The 22,949-nt window shown below is 61.3% G+C and carries 19 protein-coding genes; 9 read left to right on the forward strand and 10 right to left on the reverse strand.

The genetic code is table 11. The features are described from left to right. Positions 1 to 30: 30 nt before the first annotated feature. Complete coding sequence (locus tag HMPREF3092_RS00100) at positions 31 to 675, reverse strand: aa3-type cytochrome oxidase subunit III (protein WP_256174339.1); 645 nt, start codon at positions 673 to 675, stop codon at positions 31 to 33. A 400-nt stretch (positions 676 to 1,075) separates the two neighbouring features. Between HMPREF3092_RS00100 and trpD the strand changes: the two genes are divergently transcribed. After that, a complete protein-coding gene (trpD, locus tag HMPREF3092_RS00105) occupies positions 1,076 to 2,158 on the forward strand; it encodes an anthranilate phosphoribosyltransferase (protein WP_070423417.1) in 1,083 nt (360 codons plus the stop codon). Here trpD and HMPREF3092_RS00110 read toward each other — a convergent pair. The 3 genes from HMPREF3092_RS00110 to HMPREF3092_RS00120 are packed head-to-tail and all read right to left on the reverse strand — an operon-like array spanning position 2,138 to position 5,026. Next, the gene (locus HMPREF3092_RS00110) at positions 2,138 to 3,850 is read right to left on the reverse strand and encodes a DEDD exonuclease domain-containing protein (RefSeq protein ID WP_070423418.1); all 1,713 of its coding nucleotides are present in this window, start codon (positions 3,848 to 3,850) and stop codon (positions 2,138 to 2,140) included. The two genes, trpD and HMPREF3092_RS00110, sit on opposite strands and share 21 nt — an antisense overlap. 35 nt (positions 3,851 to 3,885) lie before the next feature. Continuing rightward, positions 3,886 to 4,290, reverse strand: coding sequence for a hypothetical protein (locus tag HMPREF3092_RS00115; protein WP_070423419.1), 405 nt, complete (start codon positions 4,288 to 4,290; stop codon positions 3,886 to 3,888). Next, positions 4,280 to 5,026: an alpha/beta hydrolase gene (locus HMPREF3092_RS00120; protein WP_176745672.1), complete on the reverse strand. Its 747-nt coding sequence runs from the start codon at positions 5,024 to 5,026 to the stop codon at positions 4,280 to 4,282. The genes HMPREF3092_RS00115 and HMPREF3092_RS00120 overlap by 11 nt, the downstream gene beginning before the upstream one ends. Before the next feature lie 108 nt (positions 5,027 to 5,134). Between HMPREF3092_RS00120 and HMPREF3092_RS00125 the strand changes: the two genes are divergently transcribed. Both HMPREF3092_RS00125 and HMPREF3092_RS00130 read left to right on the forward strand, forming a co-directional pair. Further along, the gene (locus HMPREF3092_RS00125; protein WP_019174971.1) at positions 5,135 to 5,839 is read left to right on the forward strand and encodes a lysophospholipid acyltransferase family protein; all 705 of its coding nucleotides are present in this window, start codon (positions 5,135 to 5,137) and stop codon (positions 5,837 to 5,839) included. A 189-nt stretch (positions 5,840 to 6,028) separates the two neighbouring features. Further along, positions 6,029 to 6,595: a MerR family transcriptional regulator gene (locus tag HMPREF3092_RS00130; protein ID WP_019174972.1), complete on the forward strand. Its 567-nt coding sequence runs from the start codon at positions 6,029 to 6,031 to the stop codon at positions 6,593 to 6,595. A gap of 91 nt (positions 6,596 to 6,686) precedes the next feature. Here HMPREF3092_RS00130 and HMPREF3092_RS11580 read toward each other — a convergent pair whose 3' ends face one another. The 3 genes from HMPREF3092_RS11580 to HMPREF3092_RS00145 are packed head-to-tail and all read right to left on the reverse strand — an operon-like array spanning position 6,687 to position 12,180. After that, positions 6,687 to 8,006: a ParA family protein gene (locus tag HMPREF3092_RS11580; RefSeq protein WP_070423421.1), complete on the reverse strand. Its 1,320-nt coding sequence runs from the start codon at positions 8,004 to 8,006 to the stop codon at positions 6,687 to 6,689. A 26-nt stretch (positions 8,007 to 8,032) separates the two neighbouring features. After that, complete coding sequence (locus HMPREF3092_RS00140; protein ID WP_070423422.1) at positions 8,033 to 11,065, reverse strand: AAA family ATPase; 3,033 nt, start codon at positions 11,063 to 11,065, stop codon at positions 8,033 to 8,035. Next, a complete protein-coding gene (locus tag HMPREF3092_RS00145; RefSeq protein WP_061942781.1) occupies positions 11,062 to 12,180 on the reverse strand; it encodes a metallophosphoesterase family protein in 1,119 nt (372 codons plus the stop codon). The genes HMPREF3092_RS00140 and HMPREF3092_RS00145 overlap by 4 nt, the downstream gene beginning before the upstream one ends. Positions 12,181 to 12,319: 139 nt before the next feature. On the opposite strand from HMPREF3092_RS00145, the gene HMPREF3092_RS00150 reads away from it, so the two are divergent. Genes HMPREF3092_RS00150 through HMPREF3092_RS00160 form a run of 3 tightly spaced genes read left to right on the forward strand, consistent with a single transcriptional unit; the run spans position 12,320 to position 17,122 of the window. Next, entirely contained in the window at positions 12,320 to 15,721 is a 3,402-nt protein-coding gene (locus HMPREF3092_RS00150) for a pyruvate carboxylase (protein WP_070423423.1), read from the forward strand. After that, positions 15,714 to 16,211, forward strand: coding sequence for a peptide deformylase (locus HMPREF3092_RS00155; RefSeq protein WP_070423424.1), 498 nt, complete (start codon positions 15,714 to 15,716; stop codon positions 16,209 to 16,211). Before HMPREF3092_RS00150 ends, HMPREF3092_RS00155 begins: the two co-directional genes overlap by 8 nt. A gap of 53 nt (positions 16,212 to 16,264) precedes the next feature. Continuing rightward, entirely contained in the window at positions 16,265 to 17,122 is an 858-nt protein-coding gene (locus HMPREF3092_RS00160) for a 3-hydroxybutyryl-CoA dehydrogenase (protein WP_070423425.1), read from the forward strand. Positions 17,123 to 17,192: 70 nt separating this feature from the next. Here the strand turns inward: HMPREF3092_RS00160 and HMPREF3092_RS00165 are convergent, their stop codons facing one another. Further along, complete coding sequence (locus HMPREF3092_RS00165; RefSeq protein ID WP_256174340.1) at positions 17,193 to 18,416, reverse strand: aspartate aminotransferase type Ic; 1,224 nt, start codon at positions 18,414 to 18,416, stop codon at positions 17,193 to 17,195. A gap of 165 nt (positions 18,417 to 18,581) precedes the next feature. On the opposite strand from HMPREF3092_RS00165, the gene HMPREF3092_RS00170 reads away from it, so the two are divergent. The 3 genes from HMPREF3092_RS00170 to HMPREF3092_RS00180 are packed head-to-tail and all read left to right on the forward strand — an operon-like array spanning position 18,582 to position 21,144. Beyond that, positions 18,582 to 19,658, forward strand: coding sequence for an Ldh family oxidoreductase (locus HMPREF3092_RS00170; RefSeq protein WP_070423427.1), 1,077 nt, complete (start codon positions 18,582 to 18,584; stop codon positions 19,656 to 19,658). Further along, positions 19,658 to 20,437: a class I SAM-dependent methyltransferase gene (locus tag HMPREF3092_RS00175; RefSeq protein WP_070423428.1), complete on the forward strand. Its 780-nt coding sequence runs from the start codon at positions 19,658 to 19,660 to the stop codon at positions 20,435 to 20,437. The genes HMPREF3092_RS00170 and HMPREF3092_RS00175 overlap by 1 nt, the downstream gene beginning before the upstream one ends. Further along, the gene (locus HMPREF3092_RS00180) at positions 20,434 to 21,144 is read left to right on the forward strand and encodes a DUF429 domain-containing protein (protein WP_070423429.1); all 711 of its coding nucleotides are present in this window, start codon (positions 20,434 to 20,436) and stop codon (positions 21,142 to 21,144) included. Before HMPREF3092_RS00175 ends, HMPREF3092_RS00180 begins: the two co-directional genes overlap by 4 nt. A gap of 96 nt (positions 21,145 to 21,240) precedes the next feature. Here the strand turns inward: HMPREF3092_RS00180 and HMPREF3092_RS00185 are convergent, their stop codons facing one another. Next, the gene (locus tag HMPREF3092_RS00185; protein ID WP_231864024.1) at positions 21,241 to 21,714 is read right to left on the reverse strand and encodes a hypothetical protein; all 474 of its coding nucleotides are present in this window, start codon (positions 21,712 to 21,714) and stop codon (positions 21,241 to 21,243) included. Then, entirely contained in the window at positions 21,701 to 22,873 is a 1,173-nt protein-coding gene (locus HMPREF3092_RS00190) for a hypothetical protein (RefSeq protein ID WP_070423430.1), read from the reverse strand. Before HMPREF3092_RS00190 ends, HMPREF3092_RS00185 begins: the two co-directional genes overlap by 14 nt. Positions 22,874 to 22,949: the final 76 nt, after the last annotated feature.

The following is a 22,949-nucleotide window of genomic DNA, read 5'->3' on the forward strand; positions in this document are numbered from 1 at the left end:
ATTTTCGCTGCGGGTGTGCGGGTCGTCCGCTTACTGGAGCAGGTAGATGATTGCGAACAGCGCAACCCAAACGATGTCGACGAAGTGCCAGTAGTAGGAAACACAAACTGCAAACGTCGATTCGCGGTGGCCGAAGCGCTTAGCCCCGTAGGCGCGTCCGATGACGAACAGGAACGCGATGAGTCCGCCGATGACGTGCAGACCGTGGAATCCGGTCGTCATGTAGAAGACGGAACCGTAGGCGTTCGAGTTGATTGCTACGCCTTCGGAGACGAGCGTTGCGTACTCCATGACCTGACCGCCGACGAAGATCGAGCCGAGGATGAACGAGAGGAAGTACCACTCGATCATGCCCCACTGGCCGATGGCGAACAGACCCTTGCCCTCCGGGCGGCGAGGCTTGAAGTGCTCAGCGTGGTGAACGCCGATCTGGCAGGTCACGGAAGACAGGACCAGGATCGAAGTGTTCACGAGCGCGAAGGGCACTTCGAGCTTGGGCGTTTCCGCTGCCCACATGTCGGGAACCACGGAGCGGATCGTGAAGTACATGGCGAAGAGCGCGGCGAAGAACATCAGCTCGCTCGCAAGCCACACGATGAACCCGATGGTTGTCGTGTTCGGCCTGCTGATCACGGGATGAACCGGCGCTGTTTGAGATGAAGCTGCAGTTGACACACCACGATTATTACCCAGTCCGCAGGTGAATTTCATCTTTCACTCAGGATTCACTCATTAATTGAGATTTCAATACCCATCTTTCGGCGAGTTGGCGCGGTTTGTGAAGATTTACTCGATGCGGCACCCGGCCTCGCCTGCGTGTCGCACTACTGTGGTGCGTATCACTCACATTAGGTTCTGTTTATGTTTGGCGATAGTTTCACCCGTTTCGTTCACCAGCCACGACCAAGTGCCTGTTTTATGAGGTATGGGAGTCGCGGCATGGAGAGCTCAGAATCCTTGGCTTTTCATCATCTGATTGCGTGCGTGCCAGGCCGGGAACATGCTGTACCTTTCACGCCGATAGACTGACCGCGTTTGTCCCGCCGTACAGATTGCCCAGCAGAAAGGCACAGTTATGACCGTTCCCTTCACCGCGAACGAAAGCAGCGTCATGAAGGACGTGCGTAACTGGTCGGACCTCATTGTGGGACTCATGGATCACCGGCACATGGACCGAGGCACCGCGGCGTGGGCCATGGACCAGATCATGTCCGGTGACGTCCCCGACGTCACGATGGCCGCGTTCCTGGTAGCCCACCACGGCAAGGGCGAAACCGTCGAAGAGATCACGGGTCTTGTGTCGGCGATGATGGAGCACGCCGTTTCCATCGAAGGTCTCGACGGCTATGTCGACATCGTCGGCACCGGCGGCGACCGGGCCAAGACGGTGAACATCTCATCGACAGCTTCGTTCGTCATCGCCGGAACCGGGGTGCCGGTGGCAAAGCACGGAAACCGGGCCACCTCCTCGGCCTCGGGGTCGGCTGATGTTTTTGAACACCTTGGGCTGGCCCTGGACCTGACCCCGGAGGAGACTGCAGCGGTTGCCCAGAAAGTCGGCATGGCGTTCTTGTTTGCGAACGTCTACCACCCGTCTATGCGCTTCATCGCCCCTGTGCGCAAGCAGATTGCAGTGCCCAGTGCGTTCAACATCCTCGGCCCGCTCGCCAATCCGGCCGGCACGCGTTCGACCGCCATCGGCGTGTCGGATCCTGCTATGGCGCCGCTTATTGCGGGTGTGCTTGCTGAACGCGGCGATTCCGCTTTGGTCTTCCGTTCGCAGGACGGTCTTGACGAACTGTCCAACACTGCAGTCAATGACGTGTGGGAAGTGCGCGGCGGACAGATTGAGCACTCGGTGTTCGATGCGACGTCGCTGGGCATTGCACGTGTGACCAAGGACGACCTGCGCGGCGGCGATCCCGCATACAACGCCTCCGTTATCCGCCGCACCCTGGACGGGGAGACCGGGCCTGTGCGAGACGCTGTGCTGCTCAATGCCGCGGCGGCGCTCGTGGCCGCTTCTGATGACGCCGAGGCGCCGCTTGCCGACCGCTTGTCGGCTCAGTTCCAGCGTGCTCAGGAAACGCTTGATGCCGGAAAGGCCGCGGCGAAGCTCGACCAGCTGGTTGAAGAGTCAGCCGCCGCGTCCGCTTGAGCCCAGCTGCGCTGAGGCATAGCTGAAACCTGTTCGCGGCAAAAGCAGAGGTGCCGTCGAGCTGATGAGTACGGTTCCCTCTGCGTACAGCCACCCTGACAGAAGCGTGTGCTCTTCCAGCAGCGTGTGCTGATCAGGTTCAACGTGGGCGGCTGTCGCTTCGATCGCCTGTGCCGCGCTGAGCACGCCAGAGGTTTTTGCAGCAGTTTCTGATGCGGCCAGCCGTCCCCAGCGGATGAGCGCCAGTTCCCAGCTTCCGTCAGGTTGCGGGCGCGCAGCGGTTATCTGCTCGGTGTCCTTAAGCAGGTCTGCTGCTTCTGCCCGTGCTTGGACGCGGAGCATGTGCACTGCCGCATCCAGTGTTTCCCCGGCAGTTTCAAAGCGCTGATTCTGGGACAGCTGCCGCAGCCTTCCATGCAGCTGTTGGCTGAAATCGGACGTGTTACCCGCTGCGAACTGCTCAAGCCCGCTTATGGCGTCCTGGTACGCCTGTTCGTCCGTTACACCAGAGCATGGGCCGCCGCACGCGTCGACCTGGCTGGCTGCGCACGGCCTGAACTTTTCGGACCGGGGGTTCTGAGTGCAGGTTTTCAGGGGATACAGCTGTTCCAACACCTGCTTGGCCTGGAGTGCGCTCTTGTGCGACGAAAAAGGGCCGGCGACCAGTAGATTTCGGGGTGGTCGAGAGCGTACTGCTGACAGCCGGGGAAACGCCTCGTCGGTGAACTTCAGCCACGTTTGGCGTTCTGGTCTCTTCGATCGTCGGTTGTAGGGAGGGGCGAGTTCGCCGATGAGCCGCACTTCGCGCACCGAGGCCTCGATTTCTGTTGCGCAGGGGATTGTGGTGACTTCCTGTGCGGCTGTCACCATTTCCGTCATGCGCCCTCGAGTTTCGCCGGCAGTGAAGTACGAGCGGACACGCGAGCGCATGTCGCGTGATTTTCCGATGTAGAGAACACGGCGCGCCCCGTCGAGGAACATGTAGACGCCGGGAGCTGAGGGAACATTTTCTGCCAAGTGCAGTTTCGTGCGCCTGCGGCCAAGCCCTTTGGGCTTGATCGACAGCAGTTCTTCGAGCGTTGTGACACCGTAGCCGCCCAGACGGTCGAAGAGGTGGTGGAGGAGCTCCGTCGTTGCTCGAGCATCTGCGAGTGCCCTGTGTTCGGGGTCAGTCTCTGTGCCGAAGTGCTGTGCGAGTGTCCCGAGCTTGTGATTGCGCACTTCCGTTTTGGGAAGCAGGCGCCTGGCGAGTGTGAGTGTGTCGACGACGGGAAAGCCCGGCCACGGATAGTCGTGTTCTTCGCAGGCCCGCCTGAGAATGCCGATGTCGAACGGCGCATTGTGGGCAACTAAGACCGTGCCTCGTGCGAATTCCAAAAACGACGGCAGCACCGCGCGCATTTCCGGTGCTGTGACCACCATGGAATTGCTGATGCCGGTCAGCCGCTGCACAAACGGCGATATGGCCTGGCCGGCTGGATTGACGAGTGTCTGGAATTCTCCGTCGATTCTTCCGCCGCGAACGCGGACGGCGCCGATCTCTGTGACGTTGCCGCCGGCGCGGTCTGCTCCGGTGGTTTCGAAATCGAGCACCGTGAACGTGACGTCGCTCAGATCAGTGCCGATGTCGGCGATGCTCAGCTGGCCGGAACGTGCGGGTTCCGGGAGATCGAAGCCGGGAAATTCCTTCATTCCGGAATCGTCTCACCTGGCACTGACACGGAGATTCACACCTGCGCGCCGTCGTCATAGCGGTCGGTGCGGGACTGGGGGAGGAACAGTATCAATGCAACCGCACCTCCTGCGGCACACACGATGAAGAACGCGGTCACAAGTCCCGGTGCCGAGCGAAAGAACAGCGCGGTCAGGACTAGCCCGATGATCCCGAGCAGAAATGCGGCTGTGGATACGACGAGCCCTGGTCGTGCACTGCGAATGCCGATCTTCGGCGCTGGGGGAGCCGTCCAGCCATCCTGCTCTGCGAGGTAGTCGGCGGTTTCTGAAGCAGACACCTCGGAGTTGACCGCGTCGAAATCGCTGTAGCCGGACATGATCGAGTCCCATTGCTCATCGGTGACCTTTTCATCCGGCTTCAGTCGGTCCCATTCGGGTTCGTGCCCGTCACGCGCCACGGGGTTCCTCCTGCAGCTGACGGATGACGGCGGTCAGCTCTTCTTCGATCTTGTCTGCGTCATAGTCGAGGGTTGCAACGTGATTGCTCATGGGCAGCGGAACGGTTCTCATCGGTCCGCGCACACCTTGGCGCACACATTTCCACGAACGCGGTTCCACCACATCGTCGGTCCCGGATAGGAAATAGGTGATCGGTGCGTGCACCCGCCACAGTTCGGAGCGCACGACCCGGATACCTCGGTACAGTTCACCGACGCTGCGCAGAGGCACCTGCGGGTACGCCTGTTCGTCCTGTCTGGGCTTGTTGATTGCGTTCTCAATCCCCGACACCCGGTTGATGAATATGGACAAAGCACCGGCAAAAGGCGCGAAGGGGCTGTCGACATAGACGGCCGGGTTGATGAGACCGACGTGTGCAATGTCTGAGCGTTTGGCCGCAGTGTGCAGACTGAGGGCCCCGCCCATTGACAATCCGATGATGACGATTTCACCGCACTCGGTGCGCAGTTCGTCAGCGGCCTGGTCTACTGCTTCACTCCACTGCTGCCACGTGCTGGCAGCCATGTCCTTCAGATTCGTGCCGTGGCCGGGCAGCAGCGGAACAGAGGTCGGCGCGCCGGTGCTGGCGTGGAGTGCTTGCGCAAGCGGTCTCATCGCGGCGGGGGAGCCGGTGAAGCCGTGAACGGCGAGAATCCCGACGTCACCTGAGCCGGTCAGGCGGAGGGGCTGCGTCAAGTCTGTTGAGTGCTGGGCGGTCATGTTTCCAGGATGCCACAGCAGAGGGTCGCAAAGGACCTATACTCGGAAGCGCAAACAAGCGCGGTGCGTCCCGAAAGGCTCTGAGTGTTCTACTGGCTGCTCAAGCGGATCTTCGTCGGTCCGCTTCTCAAGGCTCTTTTTCGTCCCTGGGTTCGCGGCCTCGAGAACATACCCGCTGAGGGCGGGGCGATCATCGCGGGAAATCACCTTTCGTTTGTCGATTCAATCTTCACGCCGCTGGTTGCACCGCGTCCCGTGGTCTACCTGGCTAAGAAGGACTACTTTATGGGGCGCGGAATCACCGGCTTCTTCACCAAGTGGTTCTTCAAGGCCACGAACCAGCTCCCCATGGACCGAGGCGGAGGGTCGGCTTCCGAGGCCTCTCTGCAGGCCGGTCTGAAAGTTCTCAAGAGCGGGGCTCTCCTGGGCATCTACCCGGAGGGCACGCGCAGTCCCGACGGGAAGCTCTACCGCGGTCGTACCGGCGTTGCCCGCCTGGTTCTCGAGGCTGGTGTGCCGGTCATTCCGGTTGCTGTCATCGGCACGGACAAGGTGCTCAAAACCGGTTCCGTCATCCCGAAGCTGCGCCGTGTGGGCGTGGTGTTCGGTGAGCCGATGGACTTCAGCCGCTATCAGGACCTTGAGCACGACAGGTTCCTGCTGCGTTCGATCACCGATGAGGTCATGTACGAAATTCTGCGCCTGTCCGGACAGCAGTACGAAGACAAATACGCATCGACGGTCAAGACCCGACTGCTCACGGAAAAGAAGCCCGAACGGGAAAGCTGAGCACAGTTTTGATTCTTAGGATAACGACGACACGCAGAAACGTTATCTTCTAAATGTTTGAAACGACTCCGCCCAGCACATAGGTTCTTCTTGAAGACAGCCCCGGGCTCGTGTCTGTCCTATGCGGTAAACTCAGAGGACTTCGACAACGTGCCCTTACTTCCCCCAGGGGTCTAAGGAGGAGATGGCGTGAGCCACTCAACAGAAGAATCGGTCAAGCCGATTCCACGCGCAGCCCAAGGGCTGCTTTTTGACGACGATCTTCCGGAGCTCGACGAAGACGCGGGCTACCGCGGCCCCACGGTGTGCCGTGTCGTTGACATCACGTACCGTCAGCTCGACTACTGGGCACGCACGGACCTCGTCGTTCCCTCTATTCGCACTGCAACCGGATCGGGTTCGCAGCGCCTGTATTCTTTCCGCGACATTCTGGTGCTCAAGGTCATCAAGCGCCTTCTCGACACCGGGGTTGCCCTTAACCAGATTCGCACCGCCGTGGGACACCTGCGCGAACACGGAATCGATGATCTCTCGCGCATCACCCTGATGAGCGACGGCGCGTCGGTGTTTGAGTGCACGTCCGCTGATGAAGTCGTTGACCTCGTCCAGGGCGGTCAGGGCGTGTTCGGCATCGCCGTCGGCCAGGTTTGGCGCGAAGTCGAAGGAACGCTGTCTGAACTTCCCAGCGAAAGGCCCGAACAGGCACAGCTGCCGATTGACGAACTCGCACTTCGGAGGGCGCGCAAGTCAAGCTGATTTGCGCCCTGGGGGACTGAAGGCCTGATAAACAGAGGCGGCCAGGAGAACATCTCCTGGCCGCCTTTTTTGTGCTGTGTCTCGGTGTGCGTCAGTCTGCGCGCCTCTGGCGAAGTTCACGACGGCTGGGGTATGTGCCGTCGGGGCGCGGGCCGGTCAACTTCGCGGGTTCGGACTTATCTGTCTGCGCTGTCTGTTCCGCCGGCTGGGTCTTTTCAGCCCGGCCTTTCGCCTTGGCGGCTTCAGCAGGCTTTTCGGCGGCGGGTTTCTGGCTTGGGCCAGGTTTCGTCGCAGGACCGCGTTTTTCTGCTGTACCGGGCTTTGCTGCGGGTACGCCCTTGTAGGCAGGCTGGTTTTCCCGCTTGGCGGAGGTGCCTGCAGGCGCGGACTTGTCGGCCGGTCGGTTTTCCGGCTTGGCGGAGGTGCCGGCGGGTGCGGTGCCTACGCTCTGCGTCTGCGGTTCAGCTGGACTGGAAGGCGCAGTGTTCGTGTCCTTGGGCTTTTCGACCTTTGAACCGGTTGTCTGGGCATCCGAACCAGCATCGGCGCTCTGTGGCTGCTGCGGTGCTGTGCTCGCAGTCGGCGATGCCGGCGCCGCAGAGGGCTCTTCAGCGGGGCGTCGTCCCCGAATGTTTTCGCTGCGCAGCGCACGATCGAGAATCTTGTCAAAAGCGCGAGCAAGTTCGCTGGCGGGACGCCCAGGCCATTGGTGAATCGGTCGGGCAGAACCCTGTGCCTGCTGCAGGACAGTGCGTTCGGGAAGCGGCGGGTTGATCACCAGCGGCCCGAACATGTCCTTGAGTTCGTTGATGCGGAAGCTGTGTTCGCGCGACGACGGACGTACCCGGTTGAGCGCGATGCCCAGCGGCTGCAGGTCTTTGGCTGTGCGCTTGCGCAGTTCATCTGAGGCGCGCAGTGCACGATCAGCTGCAGCGACAGAGAACAGGCCGGGTTCAGTGACGACGAGAACCCGGTTGCTGGCTGTCCAGGCCGTACGCGTCAGACCGTTGAGCGATGGCGGGCAGTCGATGATGACCAGTCTGTAGACGTCCGAAACTCTGTCGAGTGCATCGCGCAGCCTCTTGAGGTAACGCTCGGACAAGCTGGGTCGATCGAATTCGGCGGCGCGCGGTGAGCCGGGGATGACGTCGAGCCGGCTGGACCCCTTGTCGGTCCATCCGCTGGGCACCATCGCTTCGCGTGCGAGCTTCGACTTCGGTGCGGCGAGGACATCCGCGATGTCCAGCGGCGTGGAAATCGGGACGTCGAGACCCGTCGATGCGTCAGCCTGGGGGTCCATGTCGACCACGAGGGTCGGGATTCCGCGGCTCTGCGCGGCAGAAGCCAGGCCGAGAGTTACCGACGTCTTGCCGACGCCGCCTTTGAGACTGGAAATACTGAGGACAAGCACAGTTCCACGTTATCCGATTCTGCTGCTTACATGCTGGAGGCGCCCGGGGAATCTTTCAGCCCGGAGGTGTGGATGCTGGAACCGGCAGGACCCGGGTCGACGATGATCTTTGCTGGTATTGCCCGCTGCATGGATTCGACGTGGGAGATAACCCCGAGACAGCGACCTCCCGTGCGCAGTTCGTCGAGCACGGTGAGCACCGCGTCCAGTGAATCGGGGTCGAGGCTGCCGAAGCCTTCGTCAATGAAGAGGGTGTCCAGACGAAGGCCTCCTGCTGTTTCGGCAACTGTGTCTGCCAGGCCGAGCGCCAAAGCCAGCGCGGCCATGAATGACTCGCCGCCCGACAGGGAACGGGGGTCTCGTTCGCTTTCGGAAAACGCATCGTGGATGACGAGGCTGAGTCCCGCTTTGCGTTCCTTTCTCTGCCCAAGAGGATTCACTGACAGACGGTATCGCCCGCTGGTCATGGCGCTGAGTCGGTCTGAGGCGCTGCGTGTGACCGCTTCGAACAGTCCTAGAAGCGCGAACGAGCTCAAAGGCAGCTTCGAATGCTGCGCTGTGCCGCGTACAAGGTCCGACAATTGGACTTCTTCTTTCAGCCGATCAATTGCGCGGCGCTCATGATCGGATTCGGCTGTGAAGCGCTCGAGGAGTCTTTCCAGGGAATTCAGACGGTCGGCGACGACAGCTAGGCGCTGGTGCAGCCGCTGTGACTGCTGAGCCCAGGTGTCAGCAGCTGCGGCTGCCTCCGCGGCGCGATCATGACATTCCTGTGCGCTGGGCAGCGTCTGAGCTTCCGCGAACCAGTCGCTGTTGCGGTTTTCGTGCAGTTTGGTGTTTCGGTATTCATTCGCCGTCAGCACGTTTTCGAGCTGCTCGGCGTCGGAAGCCGCCGCCTTCTCAAGCTGGTGGTCATCCGCAAATGCGGATGCTTCGAGCTGGGCGGCGTAGTCAGCCGCACGCTGGGTGAACTCGCGCTCGGCGCGCTGCACGTGGTCTTCGGCAGTCTGCAGCTTGCGGATGAGCGACATTCGTCTGCTGAGGGCCTCGGCAACGGCGGATGCAGCCTCGGCAGTGTCCGGGACCTCGACCCCTGCGGCGCGGATGTCGGGAGCGAACACCGAATCATGCGTCTGTGACATGGCATCCATCTGCGAGTCAGCATCCGTAAAGCGCTCCCTGGCCGCATCGGTCTGCTGCTGCGCGGTTGTCAGCCGTTCGTGAGCAGATGCCAAGCGCAGAGCCGCGCGTTCTGCTGCCCCCTTGAGTTTCTGCTGAACTTCGCGTCCGCGTTGCAGTTCAGCGGCGGCTTTGTCCAAAGCCCCCCGAGCTTCGTCGGGGTCGGTGAACTTCGCATTCTGCACGGCCTCTTCCGCGGCAGCCAGCTGCGCTTGGGCCGATGAAACGGCAGTGCGTGCCTCGTCGAGTGCCGTTTGCGCCCGATCAGCTGCTCGTTCGGCCCGTTCTTCTGCATCCCGTGAGTTCTCTGCGCCCGCCGCCCGGGCCGGACTCGGGTGTTCTTCCGATCCGCACACTGGGCATGCGTGTCCTTGACGCAGGTCCCGGGCAAGTTCAGACGCTATTGCGCTCAGGCGCAGGCCCCGGACTTTCCGAAAGTGCTCTGTCGCATCACGTACGGTGTCTTCACGCTCGCGCAGCACCGCCTGTGCGCTCTGGACGAGGTCCTGCATTTCAGCGTGTCGCCTGTGGGCATTGAACGCACTGTCGGCGTGCGTCGCGATGTCTTGGTGTTCGGCTTCGAGCTTGGCGAGATCGGGTGCTTCCGCGAGTTCGTTCTGCGCCGCCGTGTCGGCTTGGGCGGCTTCGGTGTGGGCCGCTTGGGCTTTCTTCAGCTCTTCGTGCGCGGCCTCGAGCGCTTCGCGGCATCGTCTGCTCTCAGCTTCGAGCGCTTCCCGCCTGCGCAGACTGCGGGCCAGGCTGCCTGCTGCGGAGTAAGCGGTGTTTGTGACGGATTCGCACTGTGCGAGATCCTCAACCTGGCCTAGTGAAGCTTTCAGTTCTTCCTGTGCCCGTTCGTGTTGCTGTTGAGCATCTGAAAGCGCTCGGTGAGCTTTTCTCTGTTCGCGCAGGCTCGGCATGATGCGATCCGCAGCTTTCTTGCGTTCGAGTTCGCAGCGGGCGGCCTCGACAGCCTCCCGCTGGTTCTCATGCTCAGCTTCCAACCGCCGGTGCTCTTCGAGAGCCTCGGATTTTACGGCGGCGCTTTTCAGTTCTTGGGCACGGTTGTTGTGAAGCTCAAGGCTTTCATCAGCGGTTCTGGCAGCGATGGTCGCTGTTTCTGCGTGCTCGACTGCAGCTGTTTTCGCAGCAGCCAGAAAAGCGACGACGTCAACGAAGCCCGGCCGTTGGTCGTCTGGCACTGCCAGGCGGTCGAGACACTGTTCAGCTGCGGTCTTCATGACATCGCAGCGGTGCCGCATGATGTCGTCGAGTTTCTGCCTTGCGTCTTGTGACCGCTGTTGGAACCAGTCTTCGACGGAGCTGAAGCGCTCTGTTCCGAACAGTTTGCGCAGCAGGGGTTCTCGCTCAGCTGTGTCAGCTCTGAGGAAGGCCGTGAATTCTCCCTGGGGGAGCAGCACGATTTTGGTGAATTGCTCTGCTGTGAGACCTATGACCGGTGCGAGGGCTTCGCCCACCTGGCGGCTGCCGGAAGCCACGGGCTTCCAATTCTGACCGCGCTGTTCAAACAGAAACGCCCGCGGCTTTTCTTTCGTCGTGCCTTCACCGCGCAGCTTCGGTCGGTCGTAGCTTGGGCTGCGTTCAACTTTCCACCTGCGTCCATCCGCTGTGAAATCGAGCACGACTGTTGTTGGAGTATCGGGACCGGCGTAGGTGGAGCGCAGTTCGCCTGCATCATTGCGCACACCGGGAACACGGCCGAACAGGGCAAACGTGACAGTGTCGAGGATGGTGGTCTTGCCTGACCCAGTGGGGCCGGAAATGAGGAACAGGCCGTCGTCGGCGAGGGCGTCGAAGTTGACCGTCTGGCGTTGGCTGAAGGCGCCGAAGCCTTCAACGGAAAGCGTGTGGAATTTCATCGAGTCCGCTCCTGAGCCCATTGCATCGCGTTGGTGAACAGTTCTCGTTCTGATTCTGAGGGTGAGCGCCCGACTGTTGCTTTGCAGAACTGTGCAAAGACTTCTGCGTCGTCGACGGTTTGTGTTCGCCTGCTCCGTGGCGCCGTGGTCTGCACGAGGTTGATCCACTGGACGCTGAGCAGCTGAGGAAATGTTTTCCGGAGTGAGTCCAGAGCGCCCTGCGGGACCGTGGTGTTGGTCAGCCGCACCTCGACCGCGTGGTCCTGGTAATCGGGTGCTTTCACCAGCAGCTCCTCGACGCTGCCGGTAAGAGAAGCGACCGGAAGGATCTCGGGGATCGTCACATAATCGATCGCTCCAGACCGGGTGTCGTACAGCCACATGAGCTTGTCTGTGCCGGCCTCGGAAAAGGAATAGGGGAGGGGCGAACCCGAATACCGTACGTTCGGTACGACGGTTTGTGGGCGGTGCAGGTGGCCGAGGGCGGCATAGTCGGCCCACGTGAAGAGGTCCGCTTCCGCCCTGCCCACACCGCCGATCTCAATTGATCTTTCGGAATCGCTGGGTTCGGCACCGGCGATGAATCCGTGTGCCATGACGATCGCCGTGTGGTCCGGGCAGTGCTGCGCACGGTGGGCGAGTATGCGCTCCATTGCTGCATTGAGAACTGCGCTGTGTGTGCGCGAGGTGCCGAAGACGCCGCTGACGAGGGCGGGCTCCAGATATGGGATTCCGTATACGGCAGCCCGGTCATCGTCGTCGCCGAGCAGAACGGGTCGTTCAATGTCGGAAAGGGACGTGCGAATGTACAGCCCGGAGGATTCCATGAGTCGGCGGCCGACCCCCAGCCTTTGGTGGGAGTCGTGATTGCCGCTGGTCAACACTGCGACTGCACCGGTGTCGAGGACCCGAGCCATCGTGGCTTCGTAGGCCTCCAGTGCGTCCAGCGGCGGAACGGCACGGTCGAAGACATCGCCGGAGACAAGCAGCACATCAATTGAGCTGCTTTTGATGGTCTCAATGAGGAAGTCGGCGTACTCAAGGAAGTGCGGAACGGTGTTCATGCCGTGGAACGTCCGTCCGATGTGCCAGTCCGAGGTGTGAAGGATCCGCATGGGCACAAGCGTAGAGGGTGGCACGGACATGGGCTTGTGCAAGCCGCATGACGGAGATCACTACCGCATTCGGTACAGTGGTTCAGACACAAACTGGAGGCCGCCCCTTAAGGGGCACAACCGGAATAGAGCTTGCCTGATGTTCAAGAAAGTCCTGGTAGCCAACCGCGGTGAAATCGCGGTGCGCGCATTCCGCGCAGCCTACGAACTCGGCGCGTCCACAGTCGCCGTCTTCCCCTACGAAGACCGCAACTCGGAGCACCGCCTCAAGGCTGACGAAGCGTACATGATCGGAGACGAAGGGCACCCGGTTCGGGCGTACCTCAACGTCGACGAGATCATTCGCGTGGCCAAGGAATCCGGAGCAGACGCCGTTTACCCCGGTTACGGGTTCCTGTCGGAGAACCCGGAACTTGCTCGTGCATGCGACCGCGAGGGAATCACCTTCATCGGCCCGCGTGCCGATGTGCTCCAGATGGCCGGCAACAAGGTTGAAGCCATCGCCGCAGCACGCGAAGCGGGAGTTCCCACGCTCGATGCAACCCCGGCATCGACTGACCTCGACGAACTGCTCGAAGCCGCTGAGAACATGGAGTTCCCGCTGTTCGTCAAGGCAGTCGCCGGTGGCGGCGGTCGCGGTATGCGACGTGTTGACAACCGCACCGAACTGGTTGAGGCCGCGAAGATCGCCATGCGCGAAGGCGAAGGTGCGTTCGGCAACCCGACCGTCTACATTGAGCAGGCCGTTCAGCGGCCCCGCCACATCGAAGTCCAGGTTCTGGCTGACAACGACTCGAACGCCGTTCACCTGTTCGAACGCGACTGCTCCATCCAGCGTCGCCACCAGAAGGTCGTCGAAATCGCCCCCGCGCCGAACCTCGACCCGGAAATCGCCAGCGCAATGCACGACGCTGCGCTGCAGTTCGCTCGTTCGATCGGCTACCAGAACGCCGGCACCGTTGAATTCCTGCTGGAAACCGCCGGCCCGCGCGCAGGCAAGTTCGCCTTCATCGAAATGAACCCGCGCATCCAGGTTGAGCACACGATCACGGAAGAGATCACCGATGTCGACCTCGTACAGGCGCAGATGCGCATTGCCGCGGGCGCAAGCCTGGAAGAACTCGGCCTGACTCAGGACAAGATCAGCTACAAGGGTGCGGCCGTGCAGTGCCGCATCACTACGGAAGACCCCGCAAACTCCTTCCGCCCGGACACAGGAACGATCACCGCGTACCGTTCGGCCGGCGGTGCGGGCGTCCGGCTGGACGGCGGCACCGTCTACGCGGGTGCCGAGGTTTCGGCCCACTTCGACTCAATGCTCGTCAAGTGCACCGCACGAGGTGCCACGTACGACGTTGCGGTCAACCGCCAGCGTCGCGCACTTGCCGAATTCCGCATCCGCGGTGTCGCATCGAACATCGGCTTCCTCCGGGCTGTTCTCGACGACCCGGCCTTTATTCGCGGTGACCTGTCGACCAACTTCATTGAAGAGCGTCCCCACCTGCTGGAAGCACGCGTGGGCGCTGACCGCGGTTCGAAGGTCCTCGAATACCTCGCCGACGTGACCGTCAACCAGCCCTACGGCCCGTCACCGGTTGACCTCAAGCCCTCTGAAAAGCTCCCGCAGCTGGAACTTTCCGAAGAAACACCCGCGTCGTCGCGCAACAGCCTCCTGGAACTCGGCCCCGAGGGCTGGGCAAAGGCTCTGCGTGACGCCAAGGAACTCAAGGTCACCGACACCTCGTTCCGTGATGCGCACCAGTCGCTTCTGGCGACCCGTGTGCGCACCCGTGACCTCGAAGCTGTCGCACCGTACATCGCCCGGATGCTGCCAGAACTGCTCTCGGTAGAAGCATGGGGCGGCGCCACCTACGACGTCGCGCTGCGCTTCCTCGCAGAAGACCCGTGGGAACGTCTGGAGAAGCTGCGCTCGGCCATGCCGAACACCAACCTCCAGATGCTGCTGCGCGGCCGCAACACCGTCGGCTACACGCCCTACCCGACCGAAGTGACCGACGCCTTCGTCGACGAAGCCGCCCGCACCGGCATCGACGTGTTCCGCATCTTCGACGCCCTCAATGACGTCGAACAGATGCGCCCGGCAATTGAGGCTGTTCGCGGCACCGGCAAGGCAGTGGCCGAAGTCGCGCTGTGCTACACCTCGGATCTTCTCAACCCGAAGGAAGAGGTCTACACCCTCGACTACTACCTGAGCCTTGCAGAGCAGATCGTCGAAGCCGGCGCCCACGTCCTCGCAATCAAGGACATGGCAGGCCTGTTGCGTCCCGCCGCGGCCACCAAGCTGGTCACCGCGCTGCGCAGCGAGTTCGACCTGCCGCTGCACCTGCACACCCACGACACCGCCGGCGGTCAGCTGGCCACCCTCCTGGCCGCATCGGAAGCCGGCGTGGACGCTGTTGACGCAGCCTCCGCATCGATGGCCGGCACCACGAGCCAGCCGCCCATGTCGGCACTCGTGGCAGCCCTCGAGCACACCGAGCGCGATACCGGCCTCAACCTGGCCAACGTGCAGGACCTCGAACCGTACTGGGAGGCCGTGCGCAACGTCTACAAGCCGTTCGAATCCGGTCTGCCGGGACCGACGGGTCGCGTCTACCGCCACGAAATCCCGGGCGGACAGCTGTCGAACCTGCGCCAGCAGGCAGTTGCACTCGGCCTGGGCGAGCGCTTCGAAGAAGTCGAGCTCATGTACGAAGCAGCCGACAAGATCCTGGGCCACCTGGTAAAGGTGACTCCCTCCTCGAAGGTTGTCGGCGACCTCGCACTGCACCTCGTTGCAGTCAACGCCGACCCCAAGGAATTCGCGGAGAACCCCCAGAGCTTCGACATCCCGGACTCCGTCATCGGGTTCCTCAGCGGTGACCTCGGCGACCCGCCGGCAGGCTGGCCCGAGCCGTTCCGCACCAAGGCGCTGGAAGGCCGCAAACACGTCAAGCCGGCTGAGCACCTTGAGGCGCACGAAGCTGAGCTCCTGCGCGAGCCCGGCAAGACACGCCAGGACACGCTCAACCGTCTGCTGTTCCCGCAGCCGACCAAGGAATACGGTCGCATGATCGACCAGTACGGCGACCTGTCGGTGCTGGAGACGAACGAATTCCTGTACGGCGTTCGCGAAGGTCACGAACACTCCGTCGTCATCGAAAAGGGCAAGGCTCTGCTCGTCGGCATCCAGGCGATCTCTTCGCCGGACGAACGGGGTATGCGCAACGTCATGGCAACGCTCAACGGCCAGCTGCGCCCGCTGTCGATCCGCGATCGTTCGGTTGACGTTGACATCGCGGTTGCAGAACGCGCCGACGAATCCAACCCTGGTCACGTGGCCAGCCCGTTCGCGGGTGTCGTCACCCTCCAGGTTGCCGAAGGCGACAAGGTCAAGGCAGGCCAGACGGTCGCCACGATCGAAGCGATGAAGATGGAAGCCTCCATCACGGCGACGATCGACGGCACCGTGTCGCGTGTGGCCATCGAACCTGTCGCGCAGCTTGAGGGTGGCGACCTCGTGGTGGTCATCGATGGCTGAGCGAGCCATCAGGCTCTTCGGAGATCCCGTCTTGCGCACTGAGTGCCGGCCCGTCACCGAATTCGGGCCGGCAACTCGGGCCCTGGCGCAAGACCTCATCGACTCGTCGCTGCCCGACGGCCGTGCCGCCGTGGCAGCGCCCCAGATAGGGGTTGCCCTTCGAGCCTTCGGCTATGACGTCGACGGCCGCACCGGTGCGATCTTCAACCCCGAGATCATCGAAACATCAGGGGAGAAGCGCGACATCGGCGAAGGCTGCCTGTCGATCCCGGGTCTGCAGTTTCCCACCCCGCGCTGGGAATATGCGGCCGTGAAGGGCTTCGACGCTGACGGCAACCCGGTCGAACTGCGCGGTGAGGGTGTGTTCGCGCAGATGCTCCAGCACGAAACAGACCACCTGAACGGCGTTGTGTACGTTCAGACACTGCCCGGGCCACGGCGGAAAGAGGCGATGAAGCAGATTCGCAATTCCGCCTGGTTCGGCAACTGAAATCGGCGGCGGCCCGTCAGGGGTCGCCGCCTTTCGTCTTCGAAAGGAGTACAATGGAAATCACGAAAGCAGGTGTCATCGGCTCCGGCCTTATGGGCTCGGGCATTGCCGAGGTGCTCGCTCGTTCGGGTCTGGACGTCGTCGTCCGGGATATCAGCGACGAAGCTGTCGCAGCCGGCCGCGGCCGGATCGAAAAGTCCTTCGCCAAGGGCGTAGAGCGCGGCAAGCTCAGCCAGGAAGACGCCGACGCGGCTCTCGGCCGCCTGACCTTCACAACTGATCTGCAGGCCATGGCCGACCGTCAGCTGGTCATCGAAGCTGCCAGTGAAAACGAAGAGATCAAGAAGTCGATCTTCTCTGAACTCGACGGCATCGTCACCGACAAGAACGCGATTCTTGCATCGAATACTTCGTCCATGCCGATCATCCGCTTCGCGCAGGTGACCTCGCGTCCGGAGCGGGTTCTCGGGCTGCATTTCTTCAACCCGGCTCCTGTGCAGCCGTTGGTTGAGATCATCAGCTCCGTGCTGACTGACCCGGAAGTTGCAAACACGATTGAGAAGTTCTCAATTGAGGTACTGGGCAAGAAGCCGATCCGTTCGGATGACCGCCCCGGCTTCATCGTCAACGCTCTGCTCATTCCGTACCTCTTCGGCGCCATCCGCATGTACGAAGCGGGTCACGCGACGAAGGAAGATATCGACAACGGCATGATGAACGGTGCCGCTCACCCCATGGGTCCGCTCACGCTTGCTGACCTCATCGGGCTGGACACGTGCCTATTCGTCGGCCAGTCGATCTATGAAGAAACCGGTGCTGCCGCCGACAAGCCGCCGGTCCTGCTGTCGCGCATGGTCGACGGGGGACTGCTCGGCCGGAAGTCCGGTCGCGGTTTCTACGACTACCGCTGACTGGGGAACAGAACGAACGAGGCGGAGCTCACCAAAGTGAGCTCCGCCTCGTTCTTTGTTGGGGGAGGGGTCAGCCGAGTTCGGCTGCGGCCAGGCGCACGCAGGCGACCAGGCCTTCGGCTGCGGCGGTGACGTCCTCGAGGCTCGGCATGGTGGGTGCGATCCGGATGTAGGCGTCGTTGGGGTCAAGCCCGTGCGGGTGGGTGGAGCCTGCGGGGGTGAGTGCCACACCGGCTTCGGCCGCGTACTTCACAACCTTGGAGGCGGTGCCGTTGGGGACGCGCAGGGTGATGAAGTAGCCGCCGTTCGGCTGCGTCCAGGAAGCGATATCGGAGGTCAGTCCGTTTTCGAGCGCGGTGAGCACAGCCTCGAACTTCGGGCGGATGATGTCGGCGTGGCGGCGCATGTGCTCGCGAACGCCGTCGGCATCGCGGAAGAACCGAAGGTGGCGCAGCTGGTTGATCTTGTCAGGGCCGATCATGGCGGCCCCCATGTGGGTGCGGTACCACTCGATGACGGCGGGGGAGCTGGCGAAGAACGCCACACCCGCGCCTGCGAAGGTCATCTTCGATGTCGAGGCGTAGATCCAGGGGCGGTCGGGGTTGCCGGCTTCGGCGCACAAGGACAGGATGTCCACCATGGGTGCCTGGTTGTCATCCGACAGGTGGTGCAGACCGTAGGCGTTGTCCCACAGGAGCGTGAAGTCTTCTGCTGCCGTCTTCACTTCGGCAAGTTCGCGAGCACGGGCTTCGCTGATCGAGCTGCCTGTCGGGTTGGAATACATGGGAACGAGCCACATGGCGCGGACATCTGGGTCTGCCACATAGCGGCGGACGTCATCCATGACAGGACCTTCGTCGTCCGTGCGGATGGTGATGAGCTCGTAGCCGAGAGCTTCTGCCAGCTGGAAGTGACGGTCGTAGCCGGGAACGGGGCAGAGGATCTTGCCGTTCGTCCACGGACCGCCTGCGGGGGTGCCGTAGCGCTTGGCGAAGTCCAGGGTCATGTATTCAAGCGTCAAAGATGACGATCCCTGAGCCAGGATCTGCTCGGTGGGCACCTTGTACAGCTCACCGAAGATTTCCCGCAGTTCCTTCAGACCGTCGAGACCGCCGTAGTTGCGCGTGTCGATTCCCGAAGGCGAGGTGAAGTCATCACCCGTGACGTTCGTCAGCAGATCAGCCGACAGGTCAAGCTGTTCGGGTGCCGGCTTGCCTCGGGTGATGTCGAGATTGAGGCCGCGAGCGGCGAACGCGCGATAGTCAGCCTGTGCCTGCTCAAGGGAAACGTCCATCATGGCCTTTCTGGTTCTTAAGAAGAAAACCCAGGAAATATACACTCTCGGTTCATTTTAGGCTCCCATTGGTACGCCGCAGACACCGGATAGGCTGGGTCGCAGCGAACCGACACACACGGCACGTGTGCCGCTTGAATCAACCCCAGCTGAGGAAGGCCTCCTATGCGTCGTTATACCCCGCAGTCCGTCAAAGAGCAGATCTTCACTGGGCTGAAAGCCTTTGGTCTCGCTCAGGACCAGGCTCAGGTGTGCACGGAGATCATGTTCGCCACCGACCTGTCGGGAGTCGACTCGCACGGCATTTCGATGCTTCCGCTGTACTGGCAGGAGATCTCCGACGGCACACTGAATGAAAAGGCGGAACAGCGCCTGGTTCACCAGTTCGGTGCGGTTTCGGTTTTCGACGCCGACCACGGCTTTGGTCATCCGGTGAGCGTGCGCGCGATGGACGCGGCGATCGAGGCGGCCGAGAAGTTCGGGGTTGGCATCGGCTCGGTGCGCAATGCGAATCACTTCGGGGCTGCCGGACAGTATGTTCTGCGGGCTGCTCGCAGGGGCATGGTGGGCATTGCCACGTGTTCGACGCGTTCGGCCATGCAGAAGCCGACCGGGGCCAAGCATGCGCTCATGGGAACGAATCCGATTGCCTTTGCGCACCCGGTGAAGGACGAAGAGCCCATTTTTGTTGACATGGCCACCACCGTTGTGCCCGGCAACAAGGTCAAGGTCTACGCCTACGCGGATGAGCCTCTCGCCGGCGAATGGGCAACTGACGGCAATGGTGAGGTTGTCACGGACGGCATGCAGGTCTACAACGCTCTTTTGAACCCGGAAAGCTCCGACATTGGGCTTCTTCCGGTTGGCGGCAACAGCGCCGGTGGGCACAAGGGCTACGCGCTTGCCACGATGGTGCAGCTGCTGTCAGCTGCCCTGTCCGGTTCCGACCAGCCGGGTGATGTTGCCGGACGCCAGTCGATTGGCTATTTCTTCTTGGCGATTGATCCGCGCGCTTTCGGAGAAGGTGCGGACGCCGAGGAGTACGCACGCGTTCTGCGGGACACCCTGCGCGGTATGGAGCCCGTTGACCCGGACGAACCCGTGCAGGTTGCCGGTGATCCTGAGCACCGCTCGGTCGAGGATCGCTCCGTCAACGGAATTCCCATTTCGGACGGCATGGTGCAGGCGATCCGGGAAGCCGTCGAGGAAGCCGGGGCGGAATTCATTCTGACTGAGTTCTGATGGCGGGCCCGAAGATTCGTCGAGAAGCCAAAGAACGCGGCACTCTGTTCGGTGCTTCGGCAGACGAGTACGAGCGCATTCGGCCCGGCTATCCCGATGCTGCGGTCCGCGCTGTCGCAGAGCGTGCGTCGACTGCTGCAGCCGATGAGGCTGGGGGAGAGGTGCCCGCTGATCCTGCGGGTATTCGCGTGCTCGATGTTGGTTCTGGTACCGGAAAGTACGGGCGGGCCTTTGCTGAACTCGGCTTTGACGTCCATGCAGTCGATCCGGACTCGGCGCTCCTGGAGATCAACCCGCTGCCATCGGCAATAGCCCGGGCAGAAGAGCTGCCCTTTGCTGATGCATCGTTCGACCTTGTGGTGTCAGCACAGGCGTGGCACTGGTTTGATGCCGAGGCGGCCTCAGCGGAGTTCGCGAGGGTTCTCAAACCCGGGGGAGTGGCGGCCATAGTTCTCAACCAGCTCGATGTGCGGGTTGACTGGGTTCTACGACTGTCACGGATTATGCACGCCGGTGATGTCTATCGCCCGCAGTGGCGGCCCGAGCTTGGAGCAGGTTTCGGTACGGTCGAAGCGCGCATTGATGAGTTCAGTGTGCCGATGACGATTGACGACACGGTTGCGCTGACAGCAACGCGTACGTACTGGCTGCGCTCAAATGACACGGTCCGCGCGCGTGTCGAGGGCAACCTGCGCGGCTATTTGACCGAAGAGCATCCGGTGAGTGAGCCGTTTGATCTTCCGTACATGTGTTTGACGTACATGGCGCAGAAGCAATGACAGTGTTTATTGCTGGGGTCGACCTTGCTTCACAGACTGCCCAGACAGGTCTCGCGGTTCTGTCTGCTGACGACTCCACGCTGCGGGTTGAAACGCTTGACATCGGTGTCCACGACAGCGCCATCATCGAAGCCATCCGGCAGTCGGTGAAGACCGGGGTCGATGTGCCGCTCGGCTGGCCGGACAGGTTCGTTGACCTGGTCAGTGCTCACCACGCCGGTGGGCCGCAGCAGGGTGCTGACTGGCGGACAGAGGCGGTTCTCCGTATGACGGACAGGGTCCTCAAGGACGATTTCGGTCTGCGCCCGCTGAGTGTGTCAACTGACAGGATCGCATATCCGGCACTGCGGTGGAGCGGCATTGAAGCGCAGCTGAAGCTATTGGGGATCGACACGGCGCGCGATGGATCAGGGCGGATCTGCGAGGTCTATCCGGCAGGTTTCCTCTTCCAACACGGGCTTAAGCACCGTGGATACAAAGGCGCGGCGGGCGCCCAGGTGAGAGAAGAGATTCTGAGGTCCCTCCGCCTCGTCATGAGTGACGAGCACGCAGATCTCTGTGTGGCAGATGACAATGCGCTCGATGCTGTTCTCGCCGCTGTGTCAGCACACACGGTGGTGACGGGCAAAGCTTATGGGCCGCCGGAAGAGCACAGACAGACCGCACTGTGCGAAGGCTGGATTTGGATGCCGCGCACCGATAACTGATACTTGTGTGCTGATCTACTCATTGACGGAAGGGAACACGCGCAGCAAGCTTGGCCGGTTGCAGATGGAGGGGCTGTTGTTGTGGCCTTCTCGTGTCTACCTGCGGGTGTGGGAAGGTGGCGCGGCTGGAGTAGTGATAAGGGCGGCTACAGCCATCGAGATGAAGAACGATGACCATGCTTCGCCCGTGAGAATGAAGAAGTAGAAAATCCTCATGAGCACATCGCTCACCACATGGCTCACACTCATGAAAATCTGGGCCTGAACTAAGGCATCGATCTGTGCGAGCAGAGCGTTCGAGAGAATGAACGCAACGGCCGAAATGGCGGCAGTTTTGGCGATGCGAGCCATTTTTCTTTCGCGTCCCCAGGCGCCGACCGCGAGGACCAGGGTCATGAGACCGGCGGCAACGACAGGCGGCCATCGGTGACCCTCTGGGATGTTCAGATACGCGGCGAACCCAAAGCTGTAAAGTGTCTGTATTGTGAATCCGCCCGCGAGAGCACTGACCATGAAGAAACGGCGTCGCAGCACAAGCCCAGAGCTGTGTGGTCGATCAATAGCTTCCATAACCCACCATCTGAGCCTCTGGGCAGGCCCAACGAACCAGGCACGCAGCACTTGCGTACTTTCGCTTGTAGACAGTCTTCCACTTTCCGGTGGTTGAGGATACATACACCTCGTGATTCGGCATTTGACGATGGCTGCCAGAAATTATCCTGTAGGAGCCATTTTTAGTGATCGTGATCGTAAACGCGCCCTGAATCGAGTTGTGCTTGCAAAATGGGTTTCCTGCTTTTAGCCTGAAACGAAGATCGACGGCTGACTTTGTCTTTCCGAGCTGCTTAATTGATATGTCCTTGGCAGATGCCGTCTTCGTAGCTACAAGCTTGCCCTTCGAATTGTATACTTTCGTTGCGCCTACTTTATTGGAACTGCTAACGAGTCCCCGGCCGTCCCACCGTACATTCGCCGTCATACTCGTGCGAGAAGTCCCATAACTGGCATTGTAACCCCGGTTATCCCCACCGAACTTGTGCCCGCTCAGACTGCGGTAGCTACCACAACCTACCAGTGGTGCGCTGAGCTTTGCCTGCGGAATGAACGTCCGATATCGCACCGTCGATCCCTTACGCGCGGCCATTGCTTTAATTTTGGTGTTGTATTCCGCTGCCTCTGCCATTAGGTCCGGGGAGTCAGGAACGATGACGTCGAATCCATGAATCGTCGCATCTTCCGAGGTAGGAAGAGCCGTCCCCTCAGGGACAACGGTCTCCACACGATAGTGATAAATTGCGCCTGGCGAAGTGTTCGCGTCTCGGAAAGACCGTTCAGACGTTTCTGCAAGCAGTTCGTTGTCGCGAAACACGGCATACCTTCGTGTGGCGTCGACGCCCTCCCAAGAAAGATCAACTTGCTCTGTGTCGACTACCGCGAGTGCTCCATGCGCCACGAGAGAAGCGTCGACGATCACAGTTCTATCGCCTTTAAATGTGCCTATTTGCACCCCATCCTCGATGTCGAAGTTTGGCGTGCCGTTACGTGTCAAACTCTTTACGGAATCAATACCACCGATGACAAGATCGCGACTCGACAATGCGTCGAGAGTATACTCAGCATCTCGGACCTGCACACCTTCTGCTTGCGCGGGTAAGGCCATGTTCGCCAGAAACGCGCCCGTTGCCAGCGCAGACATAAACGTCCACACAATTCTTCTTTGCAGAATCATGAGCTCTTCACCTCCGGATGTTCACGGCACACTGGGCTGTGTAGAGGGCTATGATTGCTTAATCTTGCCAAGCTGC

The sequence above is a fragment of the Brevibacterium sp. HMSC24B04 genome (assembly GCF_001806835.1).
Lineage (GTDB): Bacteria > Actinomycetota > Actinomycetes > Actinomycetales > Brevibacteriaceae > Brevibacterium > Brevibacterium ravenspurgense.